This is a genomic window from Stenotrophomonas sp. MYb57, assembly GCF_002966815.1.
Taxonomy (GTDB): domain Bacteria; phylum Pseudomonadota; class Gammaproteobacteria; order Xanthomonadales; family Xanthomonadaceae; genus Stenotrophomonas; species Stenotrophomonas indicatrix.
The window spans coordinates 4,340,993-4,359,217 of sequence record NZ_CP023271.1; the positions used below are offsets into that span (position 1 = coordinate 4,340,993).

Here is an 18,225-nt window from a genome sequence, read left to right on the forward strand (position 1 = left end):
AATTGTCCGAAAAAGCGCGACGAACTGTTCCAGCCACGACGCCGACATTTCTCCGACAAATCGTGGAATAGCGAACTTGCCGGTACTAAAATTGACTTAACGAAAGTTTAGCCAGTTCCCCCGTCGTACCGGTTCGCTTGACGCTTCAGCGCCGCCCACCGGGTCGCCCGAGACCCCCACATGATCCCTTCCATCACTCCCTCCCCGTCCTGCGGCGATGACGCCGTGGCGCCGCTGCTGCTCAAGCGCGGCGAGCGCTTCCTCGCCCCCGATGTCTACCGCACCTGCCTGGACGGCCGTCCGGCGGTGGTGAAGGACTACTCCCGCTACCGTGGCACCCCGGTGTCGCCGATCGCCCGGCTGATGGTGCGCCGCGAGGCACGCATGCTGGAGCGGCTGGGCGGCTGGAAGCACGCCCCGGCCCTGCTCGGCACACTCGGTGGCCTGGCCCTGGGTATGGAATTCATCCCCGGCCAGACCCTCAGCACCGCGCAGGCCGTGGGCAATGAAGTGTTCGAACAGCTGCAGCACGCGCTGAGCCGCCTGCATGCCGCCGGCATCACCCACAACGACCTGCATGGCACCAACGTGGTGGTCAGCGCCGGCGTGCCGGTACTGCTGGATTTCACCTCGGCCTGGCGCGTACCGCGCTGGCTGCGCCGCAACCCGCTGAGCCGGCAGCTGAGCCGCAGCGACATGAAGAACCTGCTGAAGATGCGCCAGCGCGTGACCGGGCAGGCGCCGAGCCCTGCGCAGGCGGCCATGGTGGCCGACCCCGGTTGGGTGGCGGCTGTGCGCCAAGGCTGGAAGCGGTTCTACAAGTGGGCCAAGCGCCGGTAGGCGCTTCGCTCTGGTAGGGGTCGAGCTTGCTCGACCGCTCTTCGTTCCGGCGACGCAAAACCTCGCCGGTCACGTCCCTCTCGGCGGCTTACAACGCGTCCGCGTCCAGCTCACCAGTACGAATACGCACCACGCTGCCCAGGTCGTACACGAACACCTTGCCATCGCCGATCTTGCCGGTGCCCGCCGCTTTCACGATGGCTTCCACCACCACCTCCACCTGATCGTCGGTGACCGCCACTTCCAGCTTCACCTTCGGCAGGAAGTCGACCACGTACTCGGCGCCACGGTACAGCTCGGTATGGCCCTTCTGGCGACCGAAGCCCTTCACTTCCGTCACCGTGATCCCGGTAACCCCGCGCTCGGCCAGCGCTTCGCGCACGTCGTCGAGCTTGAACGGCTTGATCACCGCCATGACCATCTTCATCGTCTATCTCCTGTATTCCGGCGTGGAGGATAGCGCCTGAACGCGGCCGGTGCGAAACCCGCAGCGCCTGTCCGGCGGGCCGGGGCCAGCAGTATCCTTAGCGCCGAACAGCCGTGGCCGCGCCGGATGCGCAGGCCCACCACCCCACGGAGCACCCCATGATCGACCTGAACCAAATCGATGACCTCGCCCGTCGCCTCAGCGACCTGGTGCCGCCGGGCCTGCGCGAATCGCGCGAAGAACTGCAGGCCACCTTCAAGAGCGCGCTGCAGGCCGGCCTGGCCAAGCTGGACCTGGTGACGCGCGAGGAGTTTGAAGTGCAGCGCGCAGTGCTGCTGAAGACCCGCGAGAAGCTGGATGCACTGGAAACGGCGGTGCGCGAGCTGGAAGGCCGCTCGAAATCACATTGAGGTGACGCCGCTCCCATCACAGAGCGAGGCGAAAAGCGGACCATCGCTCATTCGTCAAATGTGAAGTACCTCACCTCCTCCAGATCGAATACAGCGCGATCCTGCGTCAGCCGAATCCGCCCCGACACCTGCACGTTGGCAGCGGTGTTGCATAGGCCGGGAGTGTTGCGCTTCAGGCAAATGCGCTTCTGTTCAGTGTAGAAACGTGCAACCGAACTGGAAGCCCCATGCCTGCCGATATCGAGGATTTGTGCACCGTCGCTGCAGCGGGAGTTGCGCAGAACCTCTTCGTGGCGGTTGTCCGTTACGTAACGGGCTGACAACACGACCTCATCTCGATCATATGCGCTGGGATTCTTGGCAATGGCACACAGCACCTCGTCATTGGCATCGTCTTTTACAGCTGTTGCGCCTCTATTGGCACATGCAGACAGGAGTAGGCCCAGCATGAACATCAGTGATGTTGATTTCATGTTCATTTGTCCTTCTCGGTCTTGGGCTGACGCGCCTCCCAGTTTGTAACAGAACCTTCCACCCCCTTGGCCTGTTCATCCTTGCTAATGTTGATCCCAAGGCCCTTTGCAACAATCGCCTCAGTGCCATAGGCACTCACCTCAGTGGCTCGAACCTCATCACTGGTGGCTGCGGGACGTCCGCGCTCCGCCGTCTCAATATCGTGCTGGTCTTCATGTGCTATCACCTGCGCGCCCGTTTTCGGGCTGTCGACCTTACTTAGATCGACGGTGACTGTTCCTTTCTGGTTGGTATTGGCAATCGTCTTGCCCTCCAGCTCGCCGGACACATAATGCGGCCCTGGAGAGCCCTCGGTTCCTATACTACGCAGTATCTTGTCTACGACGCGCTGCTCCCGTCGGTCTCTAAGGTTAGCGCGCGACTCCCTAAGTTGCCCGACATAGGCCTTGATCGGCGCGCACATCGCGGCATCACAGCTGTAGCGACCATCGGGATCGATGAATCGATAAGGATTATTGCTCGCGTACCAATATCGATTGAATGCGTTCATGGGGCTGGCATGGGCCGTAACTGGATCAACGGAGAGGAAGCGACCAACCACCGGATCGTAATAGCGCTGCTGCATGTAAGAGATACCATTCTGGCTATCACTAACATGGCCTGAAAATCCGACTTCGTCTCTCAGCCCACGATTCAACAGTTCGCCGTAGGGATCATAAAAACTTCGTTCAATCACACTTCCGGAGGCATCGGTGGTAGCAATGGGTGAGCCAAGTACATCTGCGTGTGCGTACTTCGGGTGGACCACCCCGTCGGCCCCTGTCTCCAATGTTGCAACTAGCGTTGACCCGATGTAAAGGTATTCCCGAATCTTTCCATCCCGTTCACTCTGTTGTCTACGCAGCTTCCCCTCACTGTCGTACATGGAGAGAATCGAGCCACTGCCCTGCAACCACGCCAGAACGCGACGCCCATGGCCGTCATAGCGATAGTTCTCTGGACCTGGCGCCGAGCGCAGTCGATTTCCGAAGTCGAACGCGAATGCCTGGCCATTCCGCATCGACAGGTTCCCCTGCACGTCGTACGCCAAGCCCGTCGTCGTCGCACCGTCACTTGACATCACATTGGTGAGCCGATTACGGGCATCGTAGGCATAAGTGTGATCTTTGCGTCCGGACAACTTGGCGCTCACCATATTGCCAAGAACATCATATGCGTAGCGAATCACTCCATCGCCACCGAAGGCAACCGACGTGGCTTGCGTCAGGCGTCCGATGCCGTCGTAGATCATCTGCCGGTTACGACCCGCATCCATTGAATCAAGGATAGCGCTGACATTTCCGCTCGCGTCATATGCGTAGCTCAGACCGAGCACGTTTGGTGACGCAGTGATCCGAGAAGGCAGGTGCCGTGCATTCAATTCCTGCACGAACTGGACTCCGTTACCGTAAGTAAATCGCCATGGGCTTCCGTTGGAATGGTATTCAGCGCCATTCACGTAAATGCCGACGCGGCTTGGCTGGCCCAGAGCATTCGGATCCAATGCAATGAACATACCACTCGGGTACTGGATGCCGGAACGCGATGCGTTGGCGTCGTAAGAATAGCCGAGCCCCCAAGTGAACCAGCCGGGCTGTGATGTGGATTCGCCCGTCATCAGCCTCCGCTTGTTGTAGCTGTACGCATTGGTAGTCTGGGTCGCTCCACCGTCGTTGAGCGTGACTATCTGTGTTGGAAGCCCATCTGCGGCGTAACTCCAAGCCTGGTTTCCGTTCCCATCGGGGAACGTCAGCGTCGAAATCCTGTTACGCGCATCGTACGCCCGATCAATACGTCGCCCGGATCCCTGGGCCGCCGCCAGATCACAGTTGGCGGCATCCGGAAGGTTCAAACCACTGGCGGTCCAGAGAGTGTTGCCAGCGCCATCCTGGGCGATGACAGTAGCCCCAGACTCAGGCTCTATGGCCTTGCACAATTCCCCGCCAGCGCCGTACACAAGCGTGCGTTGCAAGCGCACGCTGCCGTCTGCATTGCGACGTACGATCGCCGCCGGCCGCCCATAGCGATCCCGGGGAATATCGGTAAATTCCCCTTCGGGCGCGCCGATGGCAATTGCATCAGACTGCGCCGGTGTACCGAACGCAAGGTACTGCACGCGGGTGGTATAGCCTCGCGGATCCACCGTGGTGCGTCGATTGCCCGCCTCGTAGGTGATGACGCTCGTTGCCACTCCGGACTCGGTATCCTGGGAAACCGATGTGGGGCGTCCCAGTGCATCGTACTCGGTCCAAGTACCCTTCAGAGGCGGAAGCGTTACGCGGGTATTGGTATTGGCCGTTGCATCGCCAAATCGACCTACCCCATCCTGGTTCATCCGCCACTGCAGCGGGTATTGCCCGGCGACCGAAGGTGCAGTGATCGTGAATAGAAATTCGACGATGCCGTTCGGCGGCACATCATACGGCAGGGGAATGCGTGCGGCACTCCAGACGGTATTGTCGGCGGGATTTTCGGTTGCCAGTGCATAACCCGCTCCATTGCTCCACGTCGTCTCACCCGTGTTGCGAAAGCGAAGGCGCATCTGCATCGTGCTACCGGTCTGCATTTCGATCGGGAAGCCACCTCCCTCTTCAGTCCGCGCATTGTTCACCGGCGCTGTCACGTTGATCGCCACGTTCGGCGTGGCAGGCCCGAACCAGCCTTTCCCATCTGCCCACATCTGTCGCTGAAAGTTGTAGACACCTGGACTTGTCGGCGCCTGCATCGGCACAGGTATGTCCACAGATTCGCCCGGCGCTACCGCGCGAGGTAGTGCAATGCGCGCGCTGCCCCAAAGTGTTGAATCGGTAGGGTTCTGGGCCCCCAACCAGTGGCTACCCGGATACCACGTGGTGTCGCCGGTGTTCTTCATGCTTACTACGGCGGATTGGCTTCCCGCAGTCTTCATTTCACTGGCTACGGATTGACTGTGGTACTCAGCGCCGTTGACCGGTTGCCAAATAAAGAAGCCGATCTGGCCTGAAGCGAGCCCAAACCAGTTCCCATTCCTGTGCATCTGGAATGACACGCCATACCAACCTCCATTGGCCGCGCCCGTGCTGGGAACCAGAGTGACGTTGAAGGTCGCTGTTGCTCCCGGCGGCACTGGCCCTGGGACGGGCAGGCTAGATGACTGCCAGTACGCCGGATTGTCGTTGGGCATGCTGAGTGCATATCCGCCTTCCGGGGTCCATGTGGTTTCCCCGGTATTCCTCATCGTGACCGTCGCCACGAACGGCTGGCCGGCCACAACGCGATTGGTTGACAGCGAGGCAGACACCATCTCGGCTGAGTTGACGGGTTCCGGAGGGGCATTGACGGTGATGACCACAGGCCCACTCTGCAGCGACCTGACAATCTCCTCTCCGTTGAGGTTGCGGATACCCTGCGCCGTCAGCATGTACTGATAGGTTCCTGGCGGCAGACCATGCACCGTGTACGCGCCATAAGCGAAATTGGTAACAAGCACGCCGTTCTGCGTCAGCCGGACATTGTCGATGTACTCGGACTTTGGGCCCGCATTGGTACTTCCGAACTCAACCGTCATGGTCACAGTTGCTGGAGCTGTGTAGACGGTCTGCGCCGGGCCGGTCAGCCTGACCCAGGCTTGGGCGTGTACGCCGGGACTGATCGCTAGCGCCATGATCATCAGCAGCAGTGCGCCCAGCCAGCGCGACAGAACGTCCCCTTCCATCATTGTCGGCACTCGCATCAGGGCCCCTCCACGCGATAGCGACCGGGATAGGACTGGAATATCGTCCTGCCGGCGTGGTCATAGGATGTGATGACCTGCCGCAGCGTTGAACTGCGATTGGTCGCGTCGTAGTCCTCGGTGAGTACAGGGCGCATCAACGCGTCATGCCAAGTGATACGCCGGGCATTTCCGGTTGATTCCGTGCGACGCCAGTGCCCCGCTGGCAACCCTCGTTCAGACCCGGTCGTCCGCTGATAGCTGATGATCGAATCATTCCACGCCACGCTATCGCCGCCGGGATACTGGATGAGAGCCAAGCGGCCGGCCGCGTCGTAGCCGTAGGAAGTGGTCGCCGCGGTTTCGTCGGTTCTGCTCAACAGCCAGCCGTTGTCGTCCACCGTGGCGGAGATGCTGGTGCCATCGGCGTACAGGATGCGCCGAGGCGTGCCCCGCTTGTAATCCTGCAGTTGTGTTGTGTTGCCGTTGCCATCAACCACCTGCGTGAGGTTCCCCAGTGAGTCATAGGCCAGCGTTTGCTTCAGCTTGCCGAACACCCATATGGAATGCGGAAGGGACTGTGCATTGAACTCGGTGCGATGTTGCTCGACACCAGTGTCGACATCTTCCACGCGTTCTTTCTGGCCCAAGGTCCAGCTAGCGAGATGGTCATGGAATACAACCCTGTCCTTGGCCGCGGCCAGGTCGCTTCCACTGTAGGTCTGGACCGGCCTCGCAAAGAGGTCGAATAGATCCACCCGCTCGGTATATGCCGTGGCCTCACGCGTGGTGACGACCTGCTTCTGCGGCTCGATGAGTCCTTCGGTTGGGGTCATGATGCTCAGCGATTGCCCCACAAGAGGAATGAACTGCCCAGCAGCCTCTTCCTTGCTCAGATACTGGTATTTCACGCCTTGAAGCGTCACACCCGCAGCATTGGCGGTTCGGGTCTCCAGCACCTTGCCTTCATCGACGCGCGGCCGAACGCCGAACAGATAGCTGGTGACGCTTCCGTCAGGCTCGGTCACCGTCGTCCAGCGACCCTCGGCTGAAAAGCCATCCTGGAAGCCGTAGGTGGTTGTCATTGATGGCAGGCCCGGCCCACTGATGGTCCGCTGCTGCAGGTTCCAGACACCGATATAGGGCGTCTGCTCAGGCGACGAGCACGGGCTGATGTCGGTAGCGCGGTAGAAGTAGCGATAGGCCAGTGAGTAGGTAGACACCGCACCCGCCGGATGACCAACCGCGTAGCTGTAGGGGCCGTAGACGGTTCCCATACGGGGATCGCACTCGGAGCCCTCCGGCGTATGTCCAAAATTGGGTGGGCGCAGCGTGCCGCTCACGGTGTAGGTCCACCGCGTGCCGTCGGGAAGCACTACGGCAGCCAGTCCACCATCAATACGTGAACCCAGTACGCCGGGTTCGCGGTATTGGTAGGTCCATGTTCGGCCGTTAGCCGAGGCGCTGACAACGCGGTCACCGGCGTATACAAGGTTGATGGCACGCCCGTCACTGCTGGTGATCGACGTCAGCTTGTCGCCGTTGTATCCGTAATTGACCCAGTTGCCGAAACGATCCTCCACGCGCGTCGCCATGAAAAAGACATGGGTTCGCGACAGCGACCGGGTTGGCGCCAGCGGATTATCCTTGTAATTCATCCGGGTCATTTCGCGCGTCACGACCCAGTTGAGGTAGTACTTCGTCCCATCCGACGTGACCGCCAGGAACGCCTCGCCAGGCACTCCGTTCTGGGTCTGCGGCAAGCACCGCACGCGTACGTTGCCGGTTGTCACCCAAGGGTAGCTCTGCCCATCGGCGGGCATAGGGACGTTGGCTGACGCCACCAGCATCTGCGCGCTCGCCTGCCCCGGAAGGTTCAGACCGTAGCCGTTCCAGAACACGGTTTCCGGGTAATAGGAAATGCCGCCATCGCCGATGTAGGGCCGCTTCTGTTGTGAGCAGCGCTGGAAGCGGTTCGCATCGTTGTCAGGCCCGACCACCCATCCGCGGGCACTGAAAACGCCCTCAAGATGGGGCACATCAATATCCCAATCGTAGAAGCCTGCAAGGTCGCCAGGCTTACTGTCCTGATACAGGTAGCGCTCACTGATGCTGCGCTTTCGACTCAGCACCACAGGCGGCCCTGCGTTACCCGGGATGGCGATGTCTGTGACCGAAAAGCTCAACTGCCCATTGAACAGTGAAATGCTCTCGCCGAAGGCGCCTGCATCAAGCTTCCCTAGTTGCTGGGCCTTGCCGACGCGATTGGCATATTCGGATTCGGCTTCCACGAACTCCTGCGCCGAAACCGACGCCGCAGCGAAGCACAGCAACACTGGAGCGAGCCTCCATCCATTGCATCCCATGATGTCCCCCTGGCGAGAATGAACAATCTGTTCATACAGCGTTGCCGATTCTGCACGGTCATCCGATGGCTCACTCGTCAGACAACCCCGCATTGTCTTGTAGGTTTTTTCCTAACCAGGTCCCGCCAGCCACTGCGGATGTACCCGAAAAGCAGCGGAGGAATAATCCGAGGATGCCGTCGCATGGTTTTGCAGACGGTTTAACTAGGCAGCCTGAAATCGAGTAAGTCACTGGTCGCCCTGCACGCACTGGGCAGGCACTCAACGGCCGCCGCGCGGGCTGTGTCGCATTTGCCGCGTTCAGAATTGTTCAACGGAAACGTCTGGCGACCACATCCCAGAATCACTTCGAGCCATGCGCCCTAGGCATCTCCCAGCGTTCCACGCTATGCGACAATGCCAAAAACGTCTCGGGCTTTGGCGGCTTTGGCCCCAACCCCTTGGCATTCCAAACAACATCAGGCAACTCTGGTAGAGCCACCGACAACGGGTGGCCGGGCGTCGAAAACCCGAGCTATTAGGAAGTTGTTTACGCTTGTCAGCCGGCACCACCACGCGTGGTGCCGGCTGGCAATCCGTCTGCCGGCTATGGCGGGCGGTGCGTGGGGGCCTTGCGCCCGCCGGTTGTCCTAATAGCCCGGTTTTCGAGCCACGCATCGTCCGCCACCTTTATCGGTGGCGGCTTCTGCCTGCTTGCACGGAGCCTGCCATGACCACGCCGCACTCCCCTCCCCCGCGCCCCATCCAGGAAGCGCCCTCGCCTGCACTTGCTCTGGACCCCAACAGCCTCATCGCCATCCTGCGAAGCATCGGCGCAGGCGCCGCAGCCGACGGCCAGCCGTGGCCCGAACGCCATCACCTGCGCAGTCGGCAGATGCAGTTGTCCGACGCCGACTGCGCGCTGACGGGCCAGCGCATCGTGCAGGAGATCCTGCTGGCGGCCGAACGCACGCGCCAGAACGGCGAGCCCGACCAGTACGTGGGCGACCGGGTGATGGAAGGGCTGGTGATGGCCGACATCGCACTCACGGCCTTCATCCACGAACGCGTGCGGCCACAGGACTGAGGGCGCGCTTGTGGGCGTGACGTTCTGTCTTTGTGCGGGGTGATGAATGAAGAAGCGTGGGCTTGCCGCGACGGCGGTGTGCATCGCGGTGATCGGCGCGGTATGGGCGGAGTGGCCCGAGCCAGCGGGCGATCAGGTGTGGGCCTACCAGAAGCTGCAGCCAGTCGACTACCGGCTGCTGCACAGTGATGCACTCGGCTTCGTGACCGCCAAAGCAGATGAGGGCTTTGAACTGCACACGCGCTATGCCGGGGTGACGTCCTTCGAGATCCGCTGCAAGGGCGTTCTGGTGATGGACGTGGAGAACGCCCCCTCACGCGTGCTGATCCGGGTGCCCGCCGATGCGCTTACGCGGGCACCGGATATCGAACGCCTGCGCCTCAGCTTCGAGCGATGGTTGGACTACCACCAGAGCCAGGGCGCGTTGCTGGTGGAGAGTGCAGGAACATCGTGGATCGAAGCGCTGTTTGGGCGCTTCAATGGGGCGGTCCCTGATGGGCAGCGTTGCTTGTTGGGGACCGCGGGCCGCCCTTGGTCGCAATCCCTCTAGCCGCTTCGCCAGCGACTCCCGACGGCAGCCCGCAGGGTGTCCGTCGCGCCATCGAGCGCTCTCTGGCCAAACCCACAAAGGAGCCTGGCGTTCGTGGACAGCCATGACCGCCCCGCGACGCCCTGAGCAATCCTGGCGCGTGTGTGGAAACCCAGTAGCAGACGGCATACACTAGCTGCGGCGCCCGCCGTGCTTGCACACGAGCAAAAACAGGACGTATCCCCTGATCGATTCTTCTTCTGGCCAGCTGCCGGGGACTTAAACGTGTGCGCCTTACCCGGATCGGCTTGGCCATCGAGGACGAGTCATGCCCATCAAGCAATATGTGTTTCACGTCCATGCGCACCTTCGGGCGCAGGGCTTCGCGTCGCTTACCCGCAGCCAGGTCCATGAGCTGCTGGCGGCGGCCGCCGGGTTTGCCACCCACGCCGCATTCCATCACCAGGCCGCGTGGTGCGACGTAGCCTGGCGTGATACTGACCTCACGACGGATGAAGACCGGGTCATCCAGCGGTGCCTGCACTTTGGCATGTCACCCGAGGAAGCCGAGCGCGCAGCCCAAGGCCTGGTCGGTTTCCTCGGCGAATCCGGCTATGCGCCGGTTCGCTTTGAGGAGCTGATTGCTGCGCTCACGAGCGATGAAGACGAGTGGGCCGAAGCCGTTGAGTCTGGCGAGGCAGATTCGGCTGAGGTTGCCGAGTGGGTGTCGATCAACCTGATCAGCCGCATGCAGCAAGGGGTTGATGCGCTGCTCGACGAGCTCCCCTTGCTGCTGGAAGGGTTGGAGGCGGCAGCAGCGCGCGGCGTAGCGGTTGCGCACCTGGCGACCGCGTACATTCTCGAACCATACGGGGGCCTGCCAGAGGAGGATGACCACCGCTTCGGTCGCGAGCTGCGCCGGCATGGCCAGTCGTCGTCCGAGCCAGTGAGCTTCGCGGAGATTGCCACGGGCGGAGACAGTTCGTTCGTTCAAGTGGTGGCCAAACATCGATACCACCTCCTTGCTGCTGCACGGGGCGGGAATAGGCGCGCGTTGCTGCTCACCGCGGAGCGCTACGGTGATCCTGGTGCGCTTGAGCTTGAGCCGTCGGATGAAATGGATCCGTACGATATGGTTGATCTGGCCGACGCACACGGTCACCCCGAGCTGGCCCACCAGTGGCTGACCATGCTCGCACGCGAGGGCGAAGTATCCGCCATGCGTGAGCTCATCGAATACCGAGGCGAGACGCCGTTCCGCGCTTGGGTTTGGATGCATCTCTCGCGCATGCTGGGTCGGGACCTGAGCCAGGATCGACATGAAGCGATCAACGAGGACGGCACATCGTATGACGACGATTTCGGCGGACCCGCGTATGTCGGGGGCGTCGACGGAATCAAACTGATGCCACTCGCGGCCGAGGAGGACACGCGTGCCGAAGAAGAGGCTGATCAGCTGTTCGCGGCAATCCGAGAGCGCTACAACCTGACCTGATCCAGTTCGTTCACGGGCGGGTTCCTGCCAAGGGGGCCCGCCCGCATTTTCGCTTGGACGTACACCCTCCACAGACCATCAGATTGGGCTCCGTCGCATTAAACGAATTGCGACGCCGTCATTGATCAGATTCGCGTCCGGCCAGAGGCTGACCTCTCCGGGTACTGGACGAACCCAGCGCCCCACGTAGCAATCCTACCGCCCAGTGACGCTGGCCCGATGCTCGAGCATCAGGGGCAGCGCCGACATCATGGGCGGTCCGTACTGACGGAAACGGAGCCGTCTTCCCTCAGCCGGACGCTTACATACACATCTGGCGGAGGTATCCGATTGATCGACGCCCCCACAGGAAGGATCCCCCAGCTGGTGATCGAACCGCAGACTGTTTTATGAATCAACCTGCGACTATCCAACCCCCGTCTGGAAAGCTCGGCAACAGCCCCTTCAGGGGGTGGCGATCAAAGCCCTTGTAGGCAGTGCAGGTCTTTCCGCTCTGACCCATGGGATACGTTGAACTCTCCACCTCGTCCCTGCACCCCAGCAGGCCCAGGACGAGCGAGAGGAGGGTTGGTATCCGAATGCATCGCATTGCCGGTTACCCCTTTCTTCCACTGCCGTGTTACACGCCTTGTCCATCGCAGCGCCTCCGAGTCGCCATCGCGTAGCCGTAAGGAACGGTGCTTTGGCGCGAGCACTGGCCGGATGACAGACCCGTCCGGGTCAGGCGCTACGCAGGATCGCCACCGGGGCCTCTTTGGCTGCTCGTCGGGCCGGAACAAATGCTGCGGCCTGGCCCAACAGAAGCACGGTCAGTACGCCAATGGCGAGAAATGGCGTCTCGATCCTGGCCACCTCGTAGTACCGCGCCACGGCCATGTTCAGGCCGATGGCCAGTACGGTGCCGACAACAGACCCGGTGGCAGTGAGAATCAGGTTCTCCACCAGGAAGTACCGGAGGATGTCGGATTTCCGGGCGCCCAATGCGCGCCGGATACCGATCTGACGATACCGCTTGCGAACCCAGAAGCTGGCCAGTCCGTACACGCCCGTAGCCGTTACCACCAACAGCGCCAACCCGGAGCTCAGGAACATGATCGCCATGGTCTGATCGTGGCGGAAGTAGTCGGCGCGCAGTTCCCGGAACGAGGTGCTGCGGGCGATGGTGCGGTTTGCGTCGCGCTGCGACAAGGTCGCCTCACTGGACGCAATCACATCCGCCACTCGCCCATCCGCGGCACGGATGGCGAACATCACGCGAGGCCCGTCCGGAATCAGCGGCAGGATGAGAGACATGTCATTGTCTGCATCGGTCTTCAGAACAGGCCGGGAAAGCGTCTTGACGATGCCGACCACCTGGATGGGGTGCTGCGCATCGGCATACAGGAACTTGCCGACTGCGCCGCCCTCCGGAAACAGCTTGTCTGCCAGTGCCTGCGAGACAACGGCCTCGCTTGCCTTGTAGAGCCCGGCATAGTCGGCGCTGGCCTCCATCGGCACGAACGCTCCCGCAGACAGGTCACGGCCGGCAACAAGGGTCAGGCCCAACACCTGGACTGCTGGCGAAGATGCCGTGTAGACAGTCGGCTCTGCCTCGACGATGCCGGAGATATCATTTCCTTCAAGCACCTTGTTGGTGAATCCCACCGACCAGCTGCGCTGGGAGAGGGGAAGCGACTCTGCTGCGACTACCTGTTCGACGCCTGGCTGTTGCCGGATGGCCTCCAGGTCGGTCCTGATCGAGGCTGCAGGGTTGGCTGCTGCAGGCCCCAGGTACTCTGTCTCGATGACGCCCAGGTTCGCCTCTTCCAGGCCCGTCTTGTAGGTGAGGGTTCCCAGCCGCTCGGACAGCAGAAACGCAAGGTTCGTCACGCACGCCGTGGCAACCAGCACCTGCACCAGGAGAATGGACGCGATGACGCGGTTGCGGGTGAGCGCGCGGACGATAAAGGGGACTTCTGCAATGCTCATTCTGACGCCTTGATCTGCATGGCCAGACGGCCCGAGGTAGCGCGCAGCGCAGGGAAGAACGCAGCGATCACGCTGGAGACACACGCCAGGCCCATGGTGAGAGCGGCCATGCTGAGATCCATGTTGGCCAGCGAGGCGTAGTCTTCCGGCTGCATCCGCACAAGGTAGAGGCCGGCCTCTGCAACGATCAACCCTACCGCCCCGCCCAAGCCGCCGATGATCAGTGCTTCAGTGCAGAGCTGATAGATGACGTCCTGCCGACGCGCACCCAGCGCCCGACGGACCGATATCTCATGGGAACGGCGGGTGAAGCGGGCGAAGATCAAGGCACTCATGTTCAGCAGGCAAACGATCAGGAACCCCAGGCACAGCGCCAACTGCAGCTTCACCTCGTTGGGGATGATGCGATGCTCGACCAGGAAGTCCTTCAGGGACACCATCCGCGGTGCAGTTGTCCTGTCAAACCTTCCCGCTTGGTGCTGTGCACGTGCGTAGTTGCCCAGGAAGCGCTCGTACTGCTCGACACTGGCCGCGTCAGGCAACTCGGCCCAGAACTGGATCCACGACGTCCGAGCGTCCTGCAGGCGATTGGGTGATTTGTCACCACTCCATGAAAAGACGCTGTTGGACACCGTCATCTGCATCTCTGCCGCGGCACCTATCGGTATGAAGAAGTCTTCGCGCCCCTTGAACACGTCCTGCTGAAGGTCCGTATAGAACCTGGGGCGTGGGCTCCACGGACCGGCAACACCCACCACCGTGAATGCTTGGCCACCCACCCGAACGGTTGTACCCACCAGGCCTTCACCGCCCAAACGAGCAGCCAGATCCTGACCCAGCACGACAACCCGGGCGTGGGCAGCATCATCTTCACGCGTCCAGGCCCTGCCCTGCACCACTGGGATGCCGAACATGGCAAACGCATCTGCAGTGACATACTGCCCTTGCGTGAAGAATGGAATCTGCACGCTGCGCTGCGCATCCACCAATAGACGAGCAGATGCCAGCGCGGTCTGATGGGATGCCGGGGCCTGCCGCAGCAGGTTCTGCGCATCTACCCAGGTGAGGGCCACCCGCGGGTCCATGCCAGGCCTGACGTCGTAGGAGGTGGGGAGCGCGTCGATGAAGGGGTGATAGAGATGCTCGCTTCGCCCCGGCAGTGGATCCCACGTCATTGTCCGCACGACGGTCAACATCGTCATGCTCGCGCCAATGCCCAACCCCAGCGCCAGGATCAGCGCGGCGCTCATTCCCTTGGTTTCCAGAAGCCTTGTGCGGGCCAGCGCAAAGTAATAGCCGAACATACACGTCTCTCTAATGCAGGAAGGTGGCCGCAGTCGGAATCACGTCCACCGGTTCAATCGAGATCCACGCTGTGCTGTTCTGCGCCCTGTCGCGGGCTTCCAGCAGATGCATCAGGCGGAAGCGCGAGCGCTGGACGATCCGAAGGATCGCTTCGATGTCCTTCTCGCTGCGATCCTTGATGAACGCCGTGGGTATCTTGTTCTGATTCAGGGCGTCCACAACGGCTTCCAGGGTCAGGTAACCAAGCCGCTGGGTGGAGGCACTGTCGATGAAGATCGAGGCGCTTTCCGCCATGCGCGGCAGAAACGCCGCCAGCAAGGCCTGGATGCTGTCCTGGGAGTGATTGAAGTCGGAGAAGACCATGTCTATTCCGCCGTCAAAGGCGGGGGCCCGGGCAATCTCGGCAAAGCCGATCTCCTGCCAATTGGCGACAACGTGATTCTCGACCCCGGCCCACTGGAATACGTGCTGCAGGAAAGCGGGATAGTCCTGCCCCATCTCCCGCAGTGAATCGGCAAGCGGCCCCTGCAGGCCCTCGACAAACCTGATGCCTGGCTCACTGGAGAAGTGCGAGCCATTATCGTAGGTGTGAATGACACCGCTGCCGTTCTCCCGCAATGCACCGGCCATCCAGGCCGCAGTGACGCCAAAGCCGGTGCCCAGTTCGACCACGATGCGCGGGCGGGTCCGCTTGACCAGGCTGTACAACAGTACGCACAGGTCCTCGCTTCCGTAGACCCAGCCCATGGACTCGCGCAGCGAGCTCAGCTTCTCAAGCAGCATTCACACCTCCGGCGCCGCCGGTAAGCAACCACGCGTCCAACGCATCCTGCACTGCCGCGTCGGCGGCGACGGAACGAAGGTAAGGCGAGAATGCATGGAAGGTGACCGCCTCCTCCGTCACATACAGGAGCATCTCTCCCGCTTCGGATCGGAAGGCGTGTGCGGCCGCTCGCGTCAGCTGTTCGCACACACCACCATCGACCTCAACGCTTTCACGGGGAAAGTGGATTCCGTTGTAGTCCCGCCCAAGGAACCACGCAACCACAGGGACGCCCTTCGGCCTGGAAACGTGGAACTGGTGTCTGCGGCGCTCTTCATCATCAAGCTGCCGTTCCTGCCGCCAGTCAAAAAGTGACCATACCGACTTCTGCATGGGGTCTTCGATGCGGGACAGGTCTGGTTCTTCGTAGCCAAAACTGTAGGCGAAGTCAGGCGTGTTCGCCTCTGGAAGAGCGCGTTCGAGTTCAAACCACTGCACGTTCAACGGGGCCAGGCACCGGGACACACCGCGTGTACCCGTGTCGTGACAGAGACTCACCCCCAGCGCCAGAAGCGGCTGCAGGCGGATGTGGAACCAGCGGGCGTCCACTCCGCGCTCGGCCAGAAACTGCTCGATCTGCGTTCCTTCCAGTGAGAAGACCCGGTTCACCACATTGGCTCCGCGGAACAGACGCTCGAGATGCGCACCTGGGCTCAAGCGGAGTACTTCGGGCCAGGGTTGGCGTTCCATTACCGGGATCAGTTCATCAATGTGCATGGCAGGGACACCCTTAGCCATGGCCCGCAGGGCGACCGGGTCAAGGTGATCCGCATGGATGACGACCGTTCTGCTCATTGCTGCCACTCCCCATAACGATACTGCCGCTTCATTTCGGCCTGCATTCGATCGATCATCTGCCCAACCTCACTATTGATGGCGTCCTTGGTCATCAACCGACCACTGAGATCCTGCTCGATCAGGAAGCCGGCGGCGCAGACGGCCAACCTGCGCTGGACGTGGCGCTTGGCGGTTTCCCCCAGGTCCGGCGAGACTTCAAGATGACGTTTCAGCAAGCGGTGGCACACGTAGTAGACGAAGACAGCGTGGATGTAGGAGGAGTTGGGAATGGGATTGCCGGACCATGGAGACACGACACGGTGCCGGTAGTCATTGGCAACGAAGAACCCGTTGGCAAGCTCCCACGCGGCCAGATAGTTGTGCGTGCTTTCATGCATGATGCTCTCCATGCACGCCTCAACCAGAAGCTCAGGGTTATGCGCGTTCAGCAGCCGAATGGAACCCGGCTGCCTCGGCACATGCTCGGAGCCGTAGCGGCCGGCTTCATCGGACGTGACTTCTGCCGACTTGCGCACGGTGATCCGCCGGACGAAGTTGCGGATGAGAAGGCCGTACATGGGTTCTGACCGATCAATCGCCGCCAGCGCCTCTGCCAGCTTTCGCGAGACATGCTCGCACTCCACATCGGTCAGCGGCAGGCACGGTTGGCTCAGCACTCCAGAGCGTGGCTCATGGTGCCGCGCCGGTGGGCTCTCAAGATCCAACGCGATACAGTCACCCAGCTTCGGCAACTGCCGAAGGGTCCACACGCCCGTGGCATCCTTTTCCGCAACGCAGTCTCCAACCGGACTGTAGAGCTGCCACTGCCGCGCCTCCCTCAGGTACCTGCCGGTCCGCCCCTGCGCCAGCTCGGCGATCGACTTCTCCCGAGCGATGATGTCGTGCAGCGCGCCAAGCGCGCGGGCCTGTTCCTCTGCCCTCTCCTGCTCGTCGGCTCCCGCCTCCAGCCTACCCTTCCGTGCGGACTCCAGGCACAGATACTGCTCGCAGAACTCGGAACTGAGCAGTACGCGAGCTTGGCGATCGGCACTGATTGACTGGTACATCTGGTGCATGGCACGAGCCATGACCCCGTACTGCTGGTCGGCAAGCACTTCCTGAAGTCGCGCTCTCATCCTGCGGAGTCTTGACCAGAGGATGCCCTCGACGACCGGCTCCATGCTTTCTGTTGCATCTGCGATTTCCATCAGGCAGATCGGGTTCTTTACATCTGGCGGTTGCGCCTGGGCCATCGAACTCATTCTCCTACTCCATGTGGTGATCGCCGTCCTCGCCACTTGCTCCTGGCCGCTCTTATCCACCCTTCAAATCCACTTTGAGGCCCAAGATAAAGAACCACCTCCGGCCTCCATAGGCTCTGCATGACAGTGATTCACGTGCAAGGGGCGGAGAGATCCCCGCCCCTCTCTCTTCAGACGTCGAATCGGGAATCCGCGGCGATGCGCGAAGCAAATGCCATCTGCTTGCTCGCCGTGTCATGATGGTGATGGGATCCGAAAGAATCGGAGTGATGGTGCCCATCTGCGAGAAGCGCAGATTTTTCGTCTCTGAACTCACTGATGCTCAGAGACTGCATATCCGCCTGGATGGACGTCGACGCCGCAATGTCATTGGCGAAAGTTCCGTTCGATGCAGCAGCAGAAGCCGAACCTGCGGCCGCGACACCCGCAATGATCAGCGTGAGGGACGAGAGAGTCTTCACAGCAGTGCGTTGGGTCATTTTTCTTTACTCCATGTAATGGTGGGCATTTGATCTTCTGAGCTGCGAACGTGATCAGCGTTGTGGCTCAACTTGATTCAACGGCCCGCCGGCATCCAGCTGCAACCTCGCTGCTGTGCCGCGCACAGCTTCCCCGCGCTTGGGCGGTTGCGCCCCAGCTTTCACTGCGTGCAGAGGGCAACCATCACGGGTCGAGCGCTTGCATTTGCGCTTGCGTGCTGGCCCTGAAAGGACGTCACTGTCGCTAACGTCTTGGCCAAGGATAGGGAGGACG

Annotated in this window: 15 protein-coding genes; 5 read left to right on the plus strand and 10 right to left on the minus strand. The window is 61.4% G+C overall.

The annotated features are described in order from the left end of the window. The first annotated feature begins 180 nt into the window (after positions 1-180). Positions 181-840 (plus strand): RIO1 family regulatory kinase/ATPase, encoded by a 660-nt coding sequence (locus CLM74_RS19865; protein WP_032951715.1) that lies wholly within the window; start codon positions 181-183, stop codon positions 838-840. 88 nt (positions 841-928) lie between these two features. On the opposite strand, the gene CLM74_RS19870 is transcribed toward CLM74_RS19865, so the two are convergent. Continuing rightward, positions 929-1,267: a P-II family nitrogen regulator gene (locus CLM74_RS19870; protein WP_032977217.1), complete on the minus strand. Its 339-nt coding sequence runs from the start codon at positions 1,265-1,267 to the stop codon at positions 929-931. Between the two features lie 158 nt (positions 1,268-1,425). Between CLM74_RS19870 and CLM74_RS19875 the strand changes: the two genes are divergently transcribed. Next, positions 1,426-1,677 (plus strand): accessory factor UbiK family protein, encoded by a 252-nt coding sequence (locus tag CLM74_RS19875; RefSeq protein ID WP_100437018.1) that lies wholly within the window; start codon positions 1,426-1,428, stop codon positions 1,675-1,677. Between the two features lie 47 nt (positions 1,678-1,724). Here the strand turns inward: CLM74_RS19875 and CLM74_RS19880 are convergent, their stop codons facing one another. The 3 genes from CLM74_RS19880 to CLM74_RS19890 are packed head-to-tail and all read right to left on the minus strand — an operon-like array spanning position 1,725 to position 8,217. Continuing rightward, the gene (locus tag CLM74_RS19880; RefSeq protein ID WP_157804423.1) at positions 1,725-2,156 is read right to left on the minus strand and encodes a hypothetical protein; all 432 of its coding nucleotides are present in this window, start codon (positions 2,154-2,156) and stop codon (positions 1,725-1,727) included. Next, on the minus strand, positions 2,153-5,902 hold the full coding sequence (locus tag CLM74_RS19885; protein WP_105164789.1) for an RHS repeat-associated core domain-containing protein: 3,750 nt from the start codon (positions 5,900-5,902) through the stop codon (positions 2,153-2,155). Before CLM74_RS19885 ends, CLM74_RS19880 begins: the two co-directional genes overlap by 4 nt. Then, the gene (locus CLM74_RS19890) at positions 5,902-8,217 is read right to left on the minus strand and encodes an RHS repeat domain-containing protein (protein ID WP_158684168.1); all 2,316 of its coding nucleotides are present in this window, start codon (positions 8,215-8,217) and stop codon (positions 5,902-5,904) included. The genes CLM74_RS19885 and CLM74_RS19890 overlap by 1 nt, the downstream gene beginning before the upstream one ends. A 739-nt stretch (positions 8,218-8,956) precedes the next feature. Here CLM74_RS19890 and CLM74_RS19895 point away from each other — a divergent pair. The 3 genes from CLM74_RS19895 to CLM74_RS19905 all read left to right on the plus strand — a co-directional run bounded on the left by CLM74_RS19895 (position 8,957) and on the right by CLM74_RS19905 (position 11,337). Continuing rightward, the gene (locus CLM74_RS19895) at positions 8,957-9,313 is read left to right on the plus strand and encodes a hypothetical protein (RefSeq protein WP_105164791.1); all 357 of its coding nucleotides are present in this window, start codon (positions 8,957-8,959) and stop codon (positions 9,311-9,313) included. Positions 9,314-9,359: 46 nt separating this feature from the next. Continuing rightward, positions 9,360-9,863 (plus strand): cold-shock protein, encoded by a 504-nt coding sequence (locus tag CLM74_RS19900; protein ID WP_105164792.1) that lies wholly within the window; start codon positions 9,360-9,362, stop codon positions 9,861-9,863. A 307-nt stretch (positions 9,864-10,170) separates the two neighbouring features. Beyond that, complete coding sequence (locus CLM74_RS19905; protein WP_105164793.1) at positions 10,171-11,337, plus strand: hypothetical protein; 1,167 nt, start codon at positions 10,171-10,173, stop codon at positions 11,335-11,337. A 720-nt stretch (positions 11,338-12,057) separates the two neighbouring features. Here CLM74_RS19905 and CLM74_RS19915 read toward each other — a convergent pair. The 6 genes from CLM74_RS19915 to CLM74_RS19940 form a co-directional block, all read right to left on the minus strand. Beyond that, positions 12,058-13,305, minus strand: a complete 1,248-nt coding sequence (locus CLM74_RS19915; RefSeq protein ID WP_234003397.1) for an FtsX-like permease family protein — start codon at positions 13,303-13,305, stop codon at positions 12,058-12,060. Then, the gene (locus CLM74_RS19920; protein WP_105164794.1) at positions 13,302-14,609 is read right to left on the minus strand and encodes an ABC transporter permease; all 1,308 of its coding nucleotides are present in this window, start codon (positions 14,607-14,609) and stop codon (positions 13,302-13,304) included. The genes CLM74_RS19915 and CLM74_RS19920 overlap by 4 nt, the downstream gene beginning before the upstream one ends. A 10-nt stretch (positions 14,610-14,619) precedes the next feature. Then, entirely contained in the window at positions 14,620-15,393 is a 774-nt protein-coding gene (locus tag CLM74_RS19925; protein ID WP_105164795.1) for a class I SAM-dependent methyltransferase, read from the minus strand. Then, on the minus strand, positions 15,383-16,228 hold the full coding sequence (locus tag CLM74_RS19930; RefSeq protein ID WP_105164796.1) for a hypothetical protein: 846 nt from the start codon (positions 16,226-16,228) through the stop codon (positions 15,383-15,385). Before CLM74_RS19930 ends, CLM74_RS19925 begins: the two co-directional genes overlap by 11 nt. Next, the gene (locus CLM74_RS19935) at positions 16,225-17,472 is read right to left on the minus strand and encodes a hypothetical protein (protein WP_105164797.1); all 1,248 of its coding nucleotides are present in this window, start codon (positions 17,470-17,472) and stop codon (positions 16,225-16,227) included. Before CLM74_RS19935 ends, CLM74_RS19930 begins: the two co-directional genes overlap by 4 nt. Before the next feature lie 170 nt (positions 17,473-17,642). Beyond that, positions 17,643-17,951 carry a hypothetical protein gene (locus CLM74_RS19940; RefSeq protein ID WP_059065428.1) on the minus strand — a complete coding sequence of 103 codons (309 nt, stop codon included), beginning with the start codon at positions 17,949-17,951 and terminating at the stop codon, positions 17,643-17,645. Positions 17,952-18,225 lie beyond the last annotated feature (274 nt).

Bases quoted from the DNA above. Each gene is read 5' to 3' on its own strand.
- CLM74_RS19915 (WP_234003397.1), bottom strand. From the start codon at position 13,305: ATGAGCATTGCAGAAGTCCCCTTTATCGTCCGCGCGCTCACCCGCAAC.
- CLM74_RS19925 (WP_105164795.1), bottom strand. From the start codon at position 15,393: ATGCTGCTTGAGAAGCTGAGCTCGCTGCGCGAGTCCATGGGCTGGGTC.
- CLM74_RS19875 (WP_100437018.1), top strand. From the start codon at position 1,426: ATGATCGACCTGAACCAAATCGATGACCTCGCCCGTCGCCTCAGCGAC.
- CLM74_RS19935 (WP_105164797.1), bottom strand. From the start codon at position 17,472: ATGAGTTCGATGGCCCAGGCGCAACCGCCAGATGTAAAGAACCCGATC.
- CLM74_RS19865 (WP_032951715.1), top strand. From the start codon at position 181: ATGATCCCTTCCATCACTCCCTCCCCGTCCTGCGGCGATGACGCCGTG.
- CLM74_RS19900 (WP_105164792.1), top strand. From the start codon at position 9,360: ATGAAGAAGCGTGGGCTTGCCGCGACGGCGGTGTGCATCGCGGTGATC.
- CLM74_RS19920 (WP_105164794.1), bottom strand. From the start codon at position 14,609: ATGTTCGGCTATTACTTTGCGCTGGCCCGCACAAGGCTTCTGGAAACC.
- CLM74_RS19905 (WP_105164793.1), top strand. From the start codon at position 10,171: ATGCCCATCAAGCAATATGTGTTTCACGTCCATGCGCACCTTCGGGCG.
- CLM74_RS19940 (WP_059065428.1), bottom strand. From the start codon at position 17,951: ATGACCCAACGCACTGCTGTGAAGACTCTCTCGTCCCTCACGCTGATC.
- CLM74_RS19880 (WP_157804423.1), bottom strand. From the start codon at position 2,156: ATGAACATGAAATCAACATCACTGATGTTCATGCTGGGCCTACTCCTG.
- CLM74_RS19895 (WP_105164791.1), top strand. From the start codon at position 8,957: ATGACCACGCCGCACTCCCCTCCCCCGCGCCCCATCCAGGAAGCGCCC.
- CLM74_RS19930 (WP_105164796.1), bottom strand. From the start codon at position 16,228: ATGAGCAGAACGGTCGTCATCCATGCGGATCACCTTGACCCGGTCGCC.
- CLM74_RS19885 (WP_105164789.1), bottom strand. From the start codon at position 5,902: ATGCGAGTGCCGACAATGATGGAAGGGGACGTTCTGTCGCGCTGGCTG.
- CLM74_RS19870 (WP_032977217.1), bottom strand. From the start codon at position 1,267: ATGAAGATGGTCATGGCGGTGATCAAGCCGTTCAAGCTCGACGACGTG.